We start from the raw sequence: 16,046 nt of genomic DNA on the forward strand, positions 1-16,046 counted from the left end.
AACTGATACTAATTGCCCGTAAGGCTTGATCCTATAACAGGTGTGTCTTTGAGAGACGCACGGTTGAGAGATCAGTGTTGTGCCGATATAAACAACACAACCCGAATTCAGTAAAAACTCTTTACGCTTCTTCCAGATTGGCTGTGGCGCCCCCAAAGGCGACGCAGCAACCCGTCATGCCTGATGACCATAGCGAGTCGGTCCCACCCCTTCCCATCCCGAACAGGACCGTGAAACGACTCTACGCCGATGATAGTGCGGATTGCCCGTGTGAAAGTAGGTAATCGTCAGGCTTCTTATGCAGTACGTCCAGAACCCCGGTTTCTCCAGAAGGAGAGCCGGGGTTCTGGCGTTTGGGCGCGGGAAATACGCGTGCCGGCTAGTGACTAACGTGCTCGGCTAGCTCACGGTAGCGCGAATAGCAAACCGCTCCCCGCAGCTGCTATCGAGCAGCCGCAGAATAGACGCAACGTCCGTCTGACCACAACCAAGGGCCGCAATGGCCCCCGCCTCAGCTCAATGTCTGCGGCGCACGCGCTCGAGCACGTGATGCTCGGCGAGCCAGTGGTGCATCATGCCTTCCCCGTTGTGTTCCTTCCGGTAAGCGCGCGATTTACCGAAGAGACACCGAGGGTAAAAGATCTGGCCCGACTGACCTCACCCTGCCGAGTGCACCATTCGTAAGTTAGTGGTCTCGCCGGTTTTCGGTTGATGCAGTTGTCGGAATTGGTCCGGTGCCAGTTGCCTCAAGGCACTATGCGGGCGCACCGAGTTGTAGTCCGTGCGGCACGCTTTGATCGGCGTGCGAGCATCGTCGAGACTGACGAACGCATGCTGCTTCAAACACCTTTCGCGCAGCCGGTCGTTGAAGCTTTCGATGTGTGCGTTTTCCACCGGCTCTCCAGGACGGATGATCACCTCTGTATCCGCTGCTCAAAGGTTGAGCAGGGCATTCAATCACGTCGGTAAATTCGATGAAGACTACGGGTCTAGGTGGGTCAATTCTGGGTGAACGTCAATAGTCCTGCATGGCTCCGGGTGCGTGGCTGCTCGCGCGAACACTTAGAACCCGAGAACTTTCGTTGATGGGCTACTGCGACAGGCAGGTTTCACAGATTGAACGGGTCGCGAGGAGATTCCGAACGACCGCTTTCAATGGGCGTTCAGGTCTGACGGTCATTGCCTGCATCTGGTCGGTAAGCGTCTGTTCGCCGGCCATGTTGCCGTCAGACCTCGGTCTGCTCCGTTGTCTCGGATTGAACCGGTCGTTGCGTCTTCTGCTGCATCACCATTGCACGCGAACCAACATGGGCACCTTGGCAGACGTCTTGCACCTACAGCCGCGCCAGATCGCACGCTCGAAGTTTGCTATCAATTGCAAGATTGAACATAGCCAGCTTGCGAATGTTCGAAGACATCTGGAGCCGGGTGCGTATCGCCCAAATTTCCGGAAGATTCAACGGCGGCTTCTGGCCGGTTGGTTTTCCCTTGTTCCACGGCACACGGTTGCCTGCCTGACCATTCTCCGTTTCCATGACGATCCAGCGGGCCGTCTCGCAGTGGAAGCAGTGGTCGCTACCCTACCCCGAGCGGCCTCCTGTCCGACCATGTGCCAACGGCTGTTTGTGGCCGCCACTACGCGGTCGTTCGCGAGCGCTCACCAGGAAAGGTTCGAACGACTTGTCACGGCAGAATCGCGGCGTGAGCTCACATGGAAAAAAGCTCGTGGTGCGTTTCGCCGAACGCCCCTGTGTTGGTGGCGGCGACTACGCCAGTCGCAAATCCCACAACACATCAAGTACATGTTGCGTGGACCGCTCAACGTGCCCCGCGCGATACGCAATACCGAGCCGTCGCCATAACGCAGGGCGTAGCGGACGCATGACAATGCGCTTGTCGGGTATTGGCGTCGTGGCCTCATGGGGCAACAGCGCTGCGCCGTAACCCGCTGCTACCAGACTCTTGATCGCATCGTTGTAGTTAAGCTCGATGCGCGGCGCAGGGTGGTGACCACCGGCCGCGAACCACTCCGTAGTCAAGCGCGAGAGACGCGTGGTCGCGTCGTTGAGAATGAGTGGCTGGGCAGCGAGCCATTCAGGAGTCACGCGCGCCGGGCATTGCCAATGGGCCGGCACAAACGCCATCACCGGATCGCGGCGCCAGGGCTTGATGACGAGTCCGGCCACCGCAGGCTGAGGTAGCGCGACCAGCCCGATATCCAACGTCCCCTCCACCAGCCGCGACAGGGTCTCCTGCGAAGTCAGCACGGCAATCTGAACGTCGATGGCGGGGTGGTGCTCGCGCAGCGCCTCCAGCGCTTGAGGCAGTAGATGTGCGATCACGCCCGTGGATGCGCCGAGACGCGCGCGTCCTTCGAGCCCTTCGACCTGCCGCTGAACATCGTCCAACGCCTGCTCCGCGTCGGCCAGCAACCGGCGCGCACGCTCCACCAGCAGATCGCCGATCGACGTCGGCCCCACATGGCCGCGCCTGCGTAGTAGCAGCGGCGCCCCGACGCGTTCTTCGAGTTCGGCGATGTGAAGGCTGACCGTTGGAGGTGCGAGATGCAATGCGCGCGCCGCATCGGCGAAGGAACCCCGGTCGGTGACTGCAACCAGAGTGCGCAAACGGTCCAGACTGATCTCTCGCATGATGTCGACCAGATTCAGAAAAACTGAATGTAGAAGTCACGAAATTCAACTTTCCCTATTCTAACCTTCCGCGCAACATAGGGCTCCTTCTACCTGTTAGCACTCACAGTCAGCGGAGCGATCCTCGTATGAGTTCTCCCGTAGTTTTCATCGACGGCGACCAGGGCACCACCGGCCTGCAAATCCACGAACGGCTACGCGACCGGACCGATATCCGCGTGCTCACGCTCGCGTCCGCAGAGCGCAAAGATCCGCGGCGTCGCACGGAAGCGATCAACGCCTGCGATATCGCCATGCTCTGTTTGCCGGATGCCGCCGCGCGCGAGGCCGTAGACGCCATCGTGAATCCTGACGTGAGAGTGATCGACGCCAGCTCGGCGCATCGGACCCATCCGGATTGGGTCTATGGTTTTCCGGAAATGACGCCGGGGCAGGCGGAGCGCATCGCGAACGCGCGCAGGGTGACGAATCCCGGCTGCTATCCGACCGGCGCAATCGGCTTGCTGCATCCCTTGATGGCGGCTGGGCTCATCCCGGACAACTACCCGATCAGTATTCACGCGGTCTCCGGATACTCGGGACGCGGGCGTGCTGGCGTGGACGAACATGAAGGGCCGGGCGCAGCGAACGCGCCGTCGTATCAGGTCTATGGTCTGGAGCTTGCGCACAAGCATACGCCGGAGATCGAGCAACATGCCCGGCTCGGGCAGCGTCCTGTTTTTGTTCCCGCGTACGGTGCGTTCCGGCAGGGCATCGTGCTAACGGTGCCGCTGGCGTCACGCCTGCTTGCATCTGGCGCGGACGGCGCGACGTTACATGCCTGCCTCGCGCGCCACTATGCCGATGCGGCCCATGTTCGCGTCTTGCCGCTGGAGGAATCGGGCGCATTAAAGCACCTGGATCCGCAGGTGCTGAATGGGACGAACGATATGAACCTGTGCGTCTTCCAGAACGTCGAGCACGGGCAGGTATTGCTCGCCGCGGTTTTCGATAATCTCGGCAAGGGAGCATCGGGTGCTGCTGTTCAGAACCTGAATCTGATGCTGGATCGCGGATAGCGAATGGCCATGGCAAACGCGTCGCCGCTATTTATGAGCTTCCGGGATCGAGCCTGAAATCGTTGGGATCTGTCGTGAGGAACGGGGCGAGTCAGTCAAAAGCCCCCGAGTCCGCTAAACAGTTTCTTCCCCAGATGCCATCAGCCGCGTCGACGCCAGTTCGGCACGGCGCTGAGAATCCGCGCAACGATGGAACCCTGTGCCGGAACCGTTTCTCTTCGCGCGCCACCAGCAAGCGATCCAGCCGACAGGTCTGCATGATCCTCGCCGAGCAGATCGTGAATGGCAACGTACCCATCGCCGCGGTACACATGCTCGACCAGCCGATGGATCTTGCCAAGGGGCTCGGACAACCAGTTATAGGTCGATGGCAGATCCTCTGCCGCATGCCTGCAACTCGCAAGAAACGCGTCGAACGCTGCCCGATGGCTGCTGCGTCGTCCGCGGAAGACGTGCAGCATTGACGCCGACGCAGGGGTCTTGACCGTCGCACTGATCACCGAAGGAAGAAGCTCGTCGCGAAAGCCGTGCTCATCGGCGTAACGCGATGCAAGCACATGGTCTTTCAGCGCACTCAGTTCCGCGATCGTCGTACAGCGACGGGCCGCGATACCGTAGTTATTGGTCTGATAGCGGAAATCATGCGGCTTACGCTCACCCCACTGGAAATCCGGCGTAATGTCGCCGGTGACGAAGGTGGAATGGCGTTCGCTGCCGAGGCGGAACAACGGTGTCACGATGCTGTCGGCATCCGTCTTTGCCGCACGGATGACCTCCGGCAGATGCGGCGCGAAGAAGTCGTCGTCGTCATGGAAATAGACGTAGCAACGCTCCACCGAAGCACACTGAGCGACAATCGAAAGCTGGTCGAGCGTCAGCATTCTGGCGTCAGGAATCGCCGAGATATTGCGGCGCGAAAGCATCGCGACCGCATGCCGGAAGGTAAAGAAGTCGATGGAGAAACGCCGGTTCCATTCGCCGATCAACGACACCAGCCGATCGGGGAAGCCCGGCACAGGATGGTCCGGAACGTAACGGGAAGGATCGATGGCCAGGCCCTGGCGATAATCCCGGGAAAGGCTTTGCCAATCCGGCGATTGTCGACGCACGAAAACGACTGCCGCGGTCACTAGGTACCTCAAATGGGCTGAGACGGCTGGCCGCATCCCCTTACCGACGATCAACGCGAACGACACATCGCGTGTGCAGCCGAGTGTGCGCCAGGTGCAGATTGCTGCGATCGCAATTGTACCGATGGCGCCTGGAAGGCGTTTACGCTTGATTACGCGGTCTTTCTGATGTTTTCCGGGGTGGGCAACGGCCACGCGTCGCGTCCGGCGACCTGCACTGGATCCCGGCAGCTCCCTCAGTATGGAAATGGACTATACGAGACCGCAAAGCAGCCGACCAGTACATGAGGTCGATGCAACCGCCATTCGCGCCCGTCTGCGTTCATATCAGGGGCCAGCCGACGCGCCCCTGATCGCGCGGCTTACGAGCCTGCTGTTCCAGCGGGCCGCTCCCGGCCGACCCAGTGCGGCGCTCAGTGTCTCGAATGCCGCACCGCCCCTTTTTTCAGCCATGAAACGACTTCGTCGACCATCGGATGGTGACGCTCGGTATTCCATATCAAAGCCGCGGTGACAACCATGATCTTCTCTTTCAGGGGCCTCACCACGACATTCTCCGGTGCCAGCTTTCGCATCGTCGCCGGAACCAGCGCCACGCCCTGTCCGCACCCGACGTACGCGATCTGCGAGGTGACCGAGCGCACCTCGTGGGTGACGCGTGGGGTCAATCCGTGCGAACGGCAGACCGACGTCAGCAAGTCGAAGTAGACCGGGCTGACCTGCCGGGAAGACATCACGAGCTGTTCGTTCGTCAGCGATTGCAGTCGAACCCTGGGCAGCGCGGCAAGCGGATGATCCTTCGGAAGCGCTACAGCCAATCTGTCCTCGGCCAGTGGCAGGGTGGCGATTCCCTTTCCGACCTCGCCATCCACGCGGACAAATGCCAGATCGATCTCGCCCGCTTCGAGCGCGGGAATGGCGTCGACGCTATCGATTTCGCGCACGAATACGGTCAGATGCGGATGCGCATGCTTGAGCGCTTCCAGCACGGGCGGGACCGTTTCCAGCATGGCAGAAGTGATCGCGCCGACGTGCAGCACGCCTGACTGACCGGCCGCCACTTCGCGGACTACGCGTTCCAGTCGTTCCACATGCTCCGCGAATTGCCGGATGGCGGGCAATATCGCCGCGCCTGCGGGGCTCAATTGCGTGCCTTGGCGAGATCGGTAAAAGAGCTGCAGTTTGAGCGATTGTTCAAGGACCTTGATCTGTTCCGTCAGCGGCGGCTGCGACATGTTGAGCCGCTTCGCCGCCCGCCCATAGTGCTGCTCCTCCGCGACGGCGAGGAACATCCATAACTGCCTTATCAGCTTGAAATCGATCGTATTGCTCATGTCGGTTTTTTTCGTCAGGGGGCGGTGAACGTACCATTGTGCCTGTTCCGAAATTAGTATCAGCGAGATACGAAATACGAAATTTACATATCAACCTGAAAGCGCGAGGATTGCCGCACTCTTCCATGGAACTACGCGCGATGAACCCGACATCCATTCTTGATCGCCTCGCGGCGCTGGACACCAACACGGTTTCCGACGCGCTCGACTTTCTCGGTCTGCCCGGTGCGACCTACGGACTGCGACCGTTGTGGAACTGCCCGAAGATCGTCGGTCGGGCGAGCACCATCCAGCTCGGGCCGAAAGCCGATGCGAAGCCGACCGTGCATCTGATTTCGCCCGTCATCGACGCCGTGACAACGGACGACCGCGTACTGGTCATCGCCGGCGGAGCGGAGGGCATCTCGTGCTGGGGCGACATCCTGGCCAATGCCGCCACGGCAAAGCAGATTCGCGGATCAGTGATCGACGGCCTGAGCCGCGACATCGATGGCAGTGAATCGATCGGCTATCCCGTTTTCGGTCGCGGCGTGACGATGATCAGCGCGCGAAACCGCGTGATCCAGATTGATTCGGGCAAACCCGTCCAGATGGCGGGCGTCACCGTCGAGGAAGACGACTACGTGGTCGCCGATCGCTGCGGCACGGTGTTCGTAGCGGCCGCCCGCATCGAGGAAGTGCTGGATCTCGGAGAGCGTATTGCGCGCCGCCAGGATGGCATGGTGACGGCCGTGCGTGCTGGCCGTTCGGTTGCCGAGGTCATGCACGACAAGGAATTCGAATCCATCGCAGTGCGCGGATTCGACATCATTTCTGTGGAGTGTCTCAAATGACGAAGCCGAAGAAGGCGGCTGCCGAAGATCAGGAACTGGTCGCGCTTTTCGCTGGACTGGATACCCCTGGCGTTTCCGATGCGATGGACAAACTCGGTCTGCATGGTCAGGCACTCGGCATCATGCCGCTGGCGAACTATGCGAAGGTCGTGGTGGGGCCCGCGTTCACTGTCAAATACGTACCCGCGAGCCATCCTCCCGGCACGGTCGGCGACTTCATCGACGACGTCGCGCAAGGCGATGTCATCGTGCTCGACAACGACGGCCGTACCGACTGCACCGTCTGGGGAGACATCATGACCCAGTACGCGGGGTTGCGTGGCATCGCCGGCACGGTCATCGACGGTGTCTGTCGCGATGTCAACAGGGCGCTCGGTGACAACTATCCGCTGTTCACGGCGGGCCGCTTCATGCGTACCGGCAAGGACCGCGTGCAGGTCGAATCGGTGAACGCGACGGTCGGAATCGGCACCGCGCGCGTCGCGTCGCGCGACATCGTGGTGGCTGATGCGAATGGCGTTGTCTTCGTGCCGCGTGGCCGCGCACGCGAAGTCGCGCAGATCGCTCGCCAGATCGAGGAAGTCGAGTCGCGGATCCGCGAACAGATCGCCCAGGGCAAGTCGCTGGGTGATGCGCGTGCCGCACTCGGTTATCACACGCTGCAAACCAAAGGCTGACCCATGACCATTACTCAATCCTACGATCAGACCCTGCTGCAGCAAGCCCGCAGACTGGGTACGTCCACGCTGTTCGAAGCATTGGGTGTTGCCACCAGCGCCGTCGATCCCGCCATCCACACGGTATGGCCGGGCGCGTCGGTCGCAGGTGCGGCGTATCCGCTCGAATGCTCTCCCGGCGACAACCTCTCGATCCATATCGCGATGGAGAGAGTACCGCGCGGCAGCGTGCTTGTCATATCGAGCGGCGGATTCGTCGCGGGCTACTGGGGCGAGGTGCTGACGGTCGCTGCGGAAGCAGCCGGCGTCGTTGGTCTGGTCATTGATGGCGGCGTGCGTGACATCGCGGCACTGACCGCGCGACGCTTCCCAGCGTTCACTCGCGGCATTTGCATGCGCGGCACGATCAAGGCGAGTTCGCCGTCGGTCGGACAGCCGATCAGCTTCGCGGGAACGCCTGTGGCGGCTGGCGATCTGGTTGTTGCGGACGATGACGGCGTGCTCGTGATCCCCGCTGCACATGTTGGAGGGACACTGTCGCGAGGGCAGGCACGTGCCGACAAGGAAGCGAAGATGATGGACGCGCTACGTGAAGGCCACAGCACGCTGGAGCTGATGGGACTCACGAGCTGGAGGGCGGGGCAATGACCGCGCGAGTTGACGGTCTGAACCGTTTCCTTGCCGTCGCGCGCCCGTCGGCGACCTACAAGGTCATGGATCGCGTCGCAGCGCGGCGCGCGAGCGGCGCTGCCGTGCTCTCGTTGAGCGCCGGCGAGCCGGACTTCAACACGCCCGAGCATGTTTGCGACGCGGGCGTTGCGGCGATCCGCGCGGGCCATACGCGTTACACGCAGGTGGCGGGGCTGCGCGCGCTGCGCGAAGCGATTGCCGCGAAGTTCCAGCGCGAAAACGGTCTCGACGTCGACTGGCGCGACACGCTCGTCTGCAGCGGCGGCAAGCAGGTGATCTTCAATGCGCTGGCCGCGACGCTCAATGAAGGCGACGAAGTCATCGTACCGGCGCCGTACTGGGTGAGCTACCCGGAAATCGTGCAATTGTGCGGCGCGCAGTCCGTGATCGTTTCGTGCGACGCTGGCAGCGGCTTCAAGCTGACTGCCGATGCATTGCAGGCCGCTATCACGCCACGTACGCGCTGGCTGATCCTGAACTCGCCATCGAACCCGACCGGCGCGGTTTATAGCCGCGCGGAACTGCAGGCGCTGGCCGAAGTGCTGCTCGCGCATCCGCAGGTACTGGTACTGTCCGACGACATCTACGAGCACCTGATTTTCGACAACCTTGAATTCTTCACGATCGCCCAGGTAGAGCCCCGGCTGCGCGAGCGTGTACTGACGATGAACGGTGTGTCGAAGGCGTACGCGATGACGGGCTGGCGCATCGGTTTTGGGACCGGGCCTGGTTGGCTGGTCGAAGCGATGGAGAAGCTTCAGGGACAGCAGACGTCCGGAGCGTCGACGATTTCGCAACACGCGGCGTTGGCTGCCCTGACCGGCCCGCAGAACTTCATCGAGCTTTCGCGCGAGGCATTCCAGCGCCGGCGCGACCTCGTTGTCGAGCAGATCAACCAGGCTCCGGGCCTGCACTGTGCAGTTCCGCAAGGCGCGTTCTACGTGTTCGCATCGTGCGAAGACCTGATTGGCAAAACCATGCCGTCGGGCGTGCGTCTGGATGGCGATGAATCCGTGGTCAACGCGCTGCTCGACGAAAAGGGCGTCGCGACCGTGCACGGGAGTGCATTCGGTCTCGGACCGTATATCCGCATTGCGTATGCGCTCGATGACGAGTCGCTGTTGCACGCATGTACGGCGATCCGGGACTTCTGCCAGACGCTGACAAACTAACGTATCGCGGCAACGGCCGGCCTCCGGGGCCGGTTCGATTCGACCACTATCCAGCGAGTAAAGAAAATGACCGCAGAATTTAGCCGCGCGCATTTCGTGTTTTCCGTTGATGGAACGGCGCTGGATGTTTCAGCCATCCGTCGCGACGGCGACAAGGCGCCGATCCTGTTCCTGCATGGATTCGGCTCGACCAAGGAGGACTATGCCGACATCGTCCGCCATGCGGAATTCGCCGGTCATCCGTTCGTCGCGTACGACGCGCCGGGATGCGGTGAGACGCATTGCGCCGATCTCTCGAAGATCAGCATCCCGTTCCTGGTGGAGACGGCGCTCGCCGTGATCGAGCGCGCCGGATACGACCGTTTCCATCTGGTCGGCCACTCGATGGGCGGCCTCACCGCCCTGATGCTTGCGCACCGGCACCCGGAGCGCGTGATCAGTTTTGTCGATATTGAAGGCAACATCGCACCGGAGGACTGCTTTCTCAGCCGGCAGATCATCGAGCACCCGCGCGACGGTGCGCAGCAGTTCCTTGATGACTTCATTGAACGCACGTTGCACGCTCCGGCGTACGCGAGCGCGCTCTATTCGGCGAGCCTGCGGCACAAGGTTCGCGCCGACGCCGTTGGTGGCATCTTCCGGTCAATGGTCGACCTGTCGGACAACGGCGACCTGATGACGAAGTTCCTCGGTCTGCCGTCTCCGCGGATGTTCATGTATGGCGAGCAGAACGCTTCGCTTTCCTATCTTGACTCCATCCGCGAGCAGGGCGTCGAGTTGGCCGAAATTCCGGAATGTGGGCATTTCCCGATGTATTCGAATCCCGTGCTGATGTGGAATGCCATTGCCTCGTTTCAGGCGCGTGCGGGTAACGGTGCGGATCATTAGTTTATTAAGCGGCTATGTGTCAACGCGACTGCAATTGATGCCTTGGGTTGTTTCGATTAATTCATCACGCGTATGTTCTGTTTCGAAGCGACAAGGAAAGGTTCTCCAGGAGCGCCATCCGTTGGTGAACCTCACATGCTGCTTGATTCAATTTGATGTCTTTACCTGGGCACCTCACCCAATCTGCGCAACCGCGCAGCGACAAACCTGCCGCAATATCAATCAGACTTCGGTTTCCGCGACGCCCGCATGGCGACGCGACTACTCTCCTTCGACGTTCAATTCGCCTTGCGGCAATACGCCGCGCTCGCGCGCTGTAACTCCTTATGCGATTGCGCTCCCGCTCGCCGCGATATGTACCGGAGCGAAGCGTATAGGGACAAACCCTAAAGATTTTTTTAACTTCTGTCGTAAGTCCCCGTAGATGAAGTTCTCCTTTCCACGGTAGCAAGACTTTCCAGCAGGTAAGAAAATCATGTTGAACGGCTTCACAATCAAGGCGAAAGTGGGCGTATCAATGCTCGCGCTCGGGGCGTTGATGGTCATGATCGGCGCTTTTGGTCTTTACGGCATGGCGTCCAGCAATAGCGATTTCGGTGATACGCACAACAACAAAATGCCGGGCATGCTGGCCGCAGCCATGGCCAATTTGAACGTCGCGCGCGAAAGACTGAATTACGACCGTGCTGTGATTCAGATCGGTACGTCGTCCGTCGACGTGGCCATCGATAAAGCCCACGCGTTCCGCCAGGCTGCCGCAAAGCAATTGAAGATTTACGAAGACCTGCCGGATGCACCCGGTGAAGCGGAGTTTCACGACGCCGTTCGCAAGAGCTACGAAGCCCATCAGCAACTCCTCGATCAAGGTTGGGCGGCCGTGAAGGCGGGCGATGCGCCGACGGCCCAACGCATCGCAGGCGAACTCGCCGGTCAATTCAATGCGTATGCGAAGGCCAACGAAGCGCTCTTTGCCTTTCAGCAAAACAGCACGGATAGTGCCTTTCGCGATGCAACCGCCCGTTATGAGCGCATTCGCGCGATCAGCGTGATTGCGATTCTCGTTGGGCTCGCGCTTGCGGTTTACGCGTGGTTTATGTTGCGTCGCGCGATCGGCGTGCCGTTGTCGATTGCACTCGAACATTTTCAGGCTATTTCCAAAGGCGATTTGACGCGTCCGGTGCACATTCATTCACGCGACGAAATGGGGCAATTGCTCGACGGCTTTTCGGCGATGAAAACCGCGCTGACCGAAACCGTCAGTTCCGTGCGGAGCGGAAGCGCGGCCATCGTGCAGGCGACCAGCGAAATTGCGGCGGGTAATCTCGATCTGTCTTCGCGTACGGAAGAGCAGGCTTCCGCGTTGCAGGAAACGGCGGCAAGCATGGAGCAATTGACCGGCACCGTTAAACAGAACGCGGAGAACGCGAAGCACGCGAATGCGATGGCCGAGAACGCATCGGAAACGGCATTGCGCGGCGCCGATGTCGTCGAACAGGTGGTATCGACGATGAGTGAAATTAACGAGAGCTCGACGAAAATCGCGGACATCATTGCGATCATCGAAGGTATTGCATTCCAGACCAATATTCTCGCGTTGAATGCGGCTGTTGAAGCCGCTCGAGCTGGCGAACAAGGCCGTGGTTTCGCCGTGGTGGCCGGCGAAGTGCGCACGCTCGCGCAACGTTCGTCCAGTGCGGCCCGGGAAATCAAGGATTTGATCAATACCTCGGTGTCGCGCGTGCGTTCGGGCACGACGCTCGTCGACGACGCAGGCAAGGCGATGCGCGAGATCATTTCGGCGATCAAGCGCGTGACGGACATCATGGGTGAAATCACCGCCGCTTCGCAGGAACAGAGCAACGGGATTGGCCAGGTGGCGCTTGCCGTCGGGCAAATGGATGAAGCGACGCAACGCAACGCGGCGCTCGTCGAACAGTCGGCCGCAGCGGCGCAGTCGCTTGAAGATCAGGCCGGGAAACTGCGCGAAACCGTGGCGGTTTTCCAGCTCGCCTGACGCTTGATTGAACGATTGGCTTGTCTGCTTCTCGCGCGACGAGAGGGCAGATAGTCCGATCGTCATCAGGCGTACTGATTTGCGAAACTCGACATGGCTTTAAAATAGTCGATGGCCGCGCCATGTCGGCGAACCGGCCATAACATTATAAGAACGCACGCTATGAAGAGAATCCTCACCGCTGCTCTCTGCTTTTCAACGACCTCGGTTTTCGCCGCGACGCCGGTTTTACTTGAAACGCCGGTCACCTACGCGCCGGACGCGAGCGTCGTCGAGCAGATCAAGAACGAATGCCACATTGAAGACATGCTCACCCAGCACGTCTCCAAGGTGCTCCGCAAGATCAACCATGGCGGCGACGGTACGATTGCCGCGCAAACTGATGCCGGCGATGCTCGGATTCTCAGGTTGCAGATTACCCACGTGCTGGGCGTGGGCGGCGGCGCATGGAGCGGTCCGAAGGCCACGACGGTCAGCGCCGATCTGATTGAAAACGGCAAGGTGGTTCGTCACACCAAAATCAATCGCTGGTCCGTCGGCGGCGTGTGGGGAGCGTTCAAGGGGAGCTGTTCGATTCTGGATCGCACGACTATTGTGATCAGCAAGGACCTGAGCCGTTGGGTGCGCGATCCGTCCTATGAGATCAAGGATGAGGCGCCGCCGAAAGAGGCGTCCGCGCCGACCGCGCAGGCGGAGTCGGCGAGTTCGGTCGACGCTGAGTAAGCGGTGAGGTAGGGGGGGGGCACACGGCACGTGTGCCCTCGCTGCGACACCGCCGACCATGGCCGACCAGGGCGTGAATGCTCTAGATCCATCGCGCTTCGCCAGACTGGTCGACGCTGCGCCGCGCGATCAATAGCAGTTTGACCTCATCGGCTGCGTACGGCTTGTGCTCGATACCTTTGGGCACCACAGCCATTTCGCCCGCGCGCAATACGAGCGAACGGTCGCGAAAGTCCAGACGTAATTCTCCGTCGAACACGAAATACGTCTCGTCGCTTTCAACGTGCGTGCGCCACAGAAAATCGCCTTGCAAACGCACGATCCGAAATTGATGATCGTTCATTTCGGCGATCACATGTTGGCCCCAATGCGATTCGATGCGTTCGAACTTGCCGTGCAAGGCGATGGCATGGCGCTGGCCGCGCGCGGCGTGCGTATCGAGTGTGTCGCGAGACATGACGGCAATTTCCCTGTGCAATGGATGGCGCAAAGGCTACGCACCATGCATCAGTCCGTCTTGCACGATATTGCAACTTGCTTACAGTCGCGGGAATCGGGATCGCTGCCGGTTATCGGTGATCCGCGGTCGGGTCGCGCAACATCTGCAGCCAGCGCGCCGGTGCGATGCCGAAGGCCTTGCCGAAATGGCGGGTGAGGTGGCTTTGATCCGTGAAGCCGGTGGCCGCGGCGACGCTTGCCAGCGGCGTGCCGGCTTCCATCATGCGGCGCGCGGCGTCCAGTCGGCGCAGGGTGAGGAAGCGGTAAGGGCTCGTGCCGTAAAAGGTGTGGAAGTCGCGCGTGAGGCTCCAGCGGTCGCGGCCCGTGATGGCTTCGAGTTCGTCCAGCGTGACCACGCGCAGCGCATTCTCGTGCAGAAATTCGCGTGCGCGACGGGCGCTGGCGAAATCGCGCGAAGCGGGCGCGGGCCGCGCACCGGAGACGGTCGCCAGTGCCATCGCGAGGTCCGCGAGCGCTTCAGCCTGTTCCATGGGATCGAGCGTGACGTTCATCGGCTGAAGCAGCATGTCGGTCGCGGCCAGCAGGCGCGGGTCGGTCGAAACACCATGGTCGATGAAGGGCAGCGCGCGCCCGGCCAGCGCATCCTGAAACAACGTGGGCTCGACGTAGATCATGCGATAACGGAAGCCACCTTCCGCGCCGGCTTGTCCATCGTGCAGTTCGTCGGGATGCAGGACGATGGTGTGGCCCGGCAGGCTGCGCCGCTTGCCGCGCCGATACTGGAAATCGTGGACGCCTGCGAGGGAGCGGCCGATGGCATAGGTGTCGTGCCGATGGCTCGCGTAGGCGTTGCCGGTGAAAAAGGCCTCCATGCGCTCGACGCCTTCCACCGCAACAGCACGCTGGATCCAGTCCGTCTCGCTGGATCGACGGGCCCGGCTCATGCACGCCCCCGCGCCGTGCAGGCTGCTGGAGTTGTTTCGCCTGAGGTTCTAAAACAAGCCGCCATATTCCCCGATTTCGATTTATCCAATTCAGTCACGAATTCATCATAACGCGATATTCGAGTGAATCCGGAACTGTCGATCGGCGACCGCATGATCAGTAGGGAGATTAAGCGATTGACGGGCAATGCGTCGGCGCATTAATTACTTCGTTTCGTCGAGGGCGTTTAAAACACGAAGCGCGCGATGAATCGCTGATTCAATCAATCAACCGGTCTCGTCCCGACAATACCGCGAATACGGTGACGAGCGCGCTCGCGCCGACGAGCATCGCGAGCGACGCCGTCCACGAACCCGTGACGCCATGTAGCATGCCCGTCAAAACGGGCCCTGGCGCCGCGCCCGCATAACCGACGAACTGCGCCATGCCGGAGAGCTTCGCGGCCTCGTCATGATGGCGCGTGCGAAGCGCGAACAAGGACAGGCTGGTCGTCATCGAAAAACCCGCGCCCAGACCCGCAATCGCGAGCCAGAGCGCCGGAAAGGGCGCGGCGACGCCGAGTCCGATCGTTCCCGCAAGCAAACTCGCGCCGCAAACGAGGCCGATGGCGCGCTGGTCTTTCGTGCGCTTGATGAGCGGCGCGGACAGCAGATTCGTGGCCACCGCGACCACCTGATAAAGCAGCAGATCGAAACCCGACGCAGTAGCCGATTCGCCGCGCGCCGCGCTCATCGCCGCGTACCAGGTGATCAGCGAGTAGAACACGAACGACTGGAACGCAAAGAAGCTCGACACCTGCCAGCCGATCGGATGACGCCACGGCGAGACTGCGTGCGACGCGTTCGCGCGCGACGCCACGGCATGATGCGGGCGACGCAACTGCGGCAGCCAGACGAGGATGGCGGCAGCGGTGATCACGGCGCCGAGCGCAATGGCGATGCGCCAGTTCGAGCCGGGCAGGTCCGCCACGGGCGCGGCGAGGCCGGCGGCCAGACTGGCCGCGCTGGCCATGGCCGCCGCGTACACGCCGATATGCAGCGTGGCGTGCTCCGGAAACGCGCGTTTGACGAGGCCCGGCAGCAGCACGTTGCCGACGGCGATTCCGCAACTGAGCAAAAGCGTGCCGATCCAGAGGCCGCCCGATAAAGGGCACGAACGGATCAGCGTGCCGATGAGGATCGCAACCAGTGCGATGGCGAGACTGCGCTCCAGTCCGAAGCGCCTGCCGAATGCGGGCGCAACCAGCGAAAGCAGCGCGAAAATCAGCAGCGGAAGGGCGCTGAGCAGGCTGGCGGTCGTGTCGCCGAGCGCCAGATCGGCCTGAATGCGGTCGAGAACCGGGCCGAGCGCGGTGATCGGCGCACGCAGATTGGCGCCAATGAGGACGATGCCGAGGGGGAGGAGAAAGCTGGAACGACGGCGCGATAGCGCCTTCGAAATGGCGTTATTCATCAATATGAACCCGACGCAAT

At 61.2% G+C, this 16,046-nt stretch carries 15 protein-coding genes, 1 rRNA gene and 1 pseudogene; 9 read left to right on the top strand and 8 right to left on the bottom strand.

The features are described from left to right. Window positions 1-179: 179 nt before the first annotated feature. Window positions 180-293 (top strand): 5S ribosomal RNA (rrf, locus tag BMY06_RS24420). A 364-nt stretch (window positions 294-657) separates the two neighbouring features. Here rrf and BMY06_RS24425 read toward each other — a convergent pair. The 3 genes and pseudogenes from BMY06_RS24425 to BMY06_RS24435 all read right to left on the bottom strand — a co-directional run bounded on the left by BMY06_RS24425 (window position 658) and on the right by BMY06_RS24435 (window position 2,651). Next, window positions 658-918, bottom strand: coding sequence for an integrase core domain-containing protein (locus tag BMY06_RS24425; protein ID WP_080180280.1), 261 nt, complete (start codon window positions 916-918; stop codon window positions 658-660). 317 nt (window positions 919-1,235) lie between these two features. After that, window positions 1,236-1,535: pseudogene (locus BMY06_RS24430) on the bottom strand (site-specific integrase); the annotation flags it as partial. Window positions 1,536-1,766: 231 nt separating this feature from the next. Beyond that, complete coding sequence (locus tag BMY06_RS24435) at window positions 1,767-2,651, bottom strand: LysR family transcriptional regulator (RefSeq protein ID WP_074985804.1); 885 nt, start codon at window positions 2,649-2,651, stop codon at window positions 1,767-1,769. A gap of 128 nt (window positions 2,652-2,779) precedes the next feature. Here BMY06_RS24435 and argC point away from each other — a divergent pair, with 128 nt between their 5' ends. Next, window positions 2,780-3,709: an N-acetyl-gamma-glutamyl-phosphate reductase gene (argC, locus tag BMY06_RS24440; protein ID WP_074985806.1), complete on the top strand. Its 930-nt coding sequence runs from the start codon at window positions 2,780-2,782 to the stop codon at window positions 3,707-3,709. A gap of 140 nt (window positions 3,710-3,849) precedes the next feature. Here argC and BMY06_RS24445 read toward each other — a convergent pair whose 3' ends face one another. Next, entirely contained in the window at window positions 3,850-5,034 is a 1,185-nt protein-coding gene (locus tag BMY06_RS24445; RefSeq protein WP_124261209.1) for a hypothetical protein, read from the bottom strand. Window positions 5,035-5,252: 218 nt separating this feature from the next. Continuing rightward, complete coding sequence (locus BMY06_RS24450) at window positions 5,253-6,173, bottom strand: LysR substrate-binding domain-containing protein (RefSeq protein ID WP_074985809.1); 921 nt, start codon at window positions 6,171-6,173, stop codon at window positions 5,253-5,255. Between the two features lie 140 nt (window positions 6,174-6,313). Between BMY06_RS24450 and BMY06_RS24455 the strand changes: the two genes are divergently transcribed. The 7 genes from BMY06_RS24455 (at window position 6,314) to BMY06_RS24485 (ending at window position 13,170) form a co-directional block, all read left to right on the top strand. Further along, window positions 6,314-7,006: an RraA family protein gene (locus tag BMY06_RS24455; protein WP_074985811.1), complete on the top strand. Its 693-nt coding sequence runs from the start codon at window positions 6,314-6,316 to the stop codon at window positions 7,004-7,006. Next, a complete protein-coding gene (locus BMY06_RS24460) occupies window positions 7,003-7,683 on the top strand; it encodes an RraA family protein (protein ID WP_074985812.1) in 681 nt (226 codons plus the stop codon). Before BMY06_RS24455 ends, BMY06_RS24460 begins: the two co-directional genes overlap by 4 nt. A 3-nt stretch (window positions 7,684-7,686) precedes the next feature. Continuing rightward, window positions 7,687-8,331: an RraA family protein gene (locus BMY06_RS24465; protein ID WP_074985814.1), complete on the top strand. Its 645-nt coding sequence runs from the start codon at window positions 7,687-7,689 to the stop codon at window positions 8,329-8,331. Then, window positions 8,328-9,545 carry a pyridoxal phosphate-dependent aminotransferase gene (locus tag BMY06_RS24470; protein ID WP_074985815.1) on the top strand — a complete coding sequence of 406 codons (1,218 nt, stop codon included), beginning with the start codon at window positions 8,328-8,330 and terminating at the stop codon, window positions 9,543-9,545. The genes BMY06_RS24465 and BMY06_RS24470 overlap by 4 nt, the downstream gene beginning before the upstream one ends. 66 nt (window positions 9,546-9,611) lie before the next feature. Continuing rightward, window positions 9,612-10,433, top strand: a complete 822-nt coding sequence (locus BMY06_RS24475) for an alpha/beta fold hydrolase (protein WP_074985817.1) — start codon at window positions 9,612-9,614, stop codon at window positions 10,431-10,433. 475 nt (window positions 10,434-10,908) lie between these two features. Continuing rightward, entirely contained in the window at window positions 10,909-12,447 is a 1,539-nt protein-coding gene (locus BMY06_RS40490) for a methyl-accepting chemotaxis protein (protein WP_074985819.1), read from the top strand. Between the two features lie 162 nt (window positions 12,448-12,609). Beyond that, entirely contained in the window at window positions 12,610-13,170 is a 561-nt protein-coding gene (locus BMY06_RS24485; protein WP_065064913.1) for a hypothetical protein, read from the top strand. 82 nt (window positions 13,171-13,252) lie between these two features. Here the strand turns inward: BMY06_RS24485 and BMY06_RS24490 are convergent, their stop codons facing one another. From BMY06_RS24490 to BMY06_RS24500, 3 genes are all read right to left on the bottom strand, one after another. After that, window positions 13,253-13,627 carry a cupin domain-containing protein gene (locus tag BMY06_RS24490; RefSeq protein ID WP_065064915.1) on the bottom strand — a complete coding sequence of 125 codons (375 nt, stop codon included), beginning with the start codon at window positions 13,625-13,627 and terminating at the stop codon, window positions 13,253-13,255. A 112-nt stretch (window positions 13,628-13,739) separates the two neighbouring features. Continuing rightward, on the bottom strand, window positions 13,740-14,573 hold the full coding sequence (locus BMY06_RS24495; protein ID WP_074985820.1) for an AraC family transcriptional regulator: 834 nt from the start codon (window positions 14,571-14,573) through the stop codon (window positions 13,740-13,742). 259 nt (window positions 14,574-14,832) lie between these two features. Beyond that, window positions 14,833-16,026, bottom strand: coding sequence for a CynX/NimT family MFS transporter (locus BMY06_RS24500; RefSeq protein ID WP_074985822.1), 1,194 nt, complete (start codon window positions 16,024-16,026; stop codon window positions 14,833-14,835). Between the last annotated feature and the right edge of the window lie 20 nt (window positions 16,027-16,046).

This window comes from Paraburkholderia tropica, from assembly GCF_900109265.1.
Taxonomy (GTDB): domain Bacteria; phylum Pseudomonadota; class Gammaproteobacteria; order Burkholderiales; family Burkholderiaceae; genus Paraburkholderia; species Paraburkholderia tropica.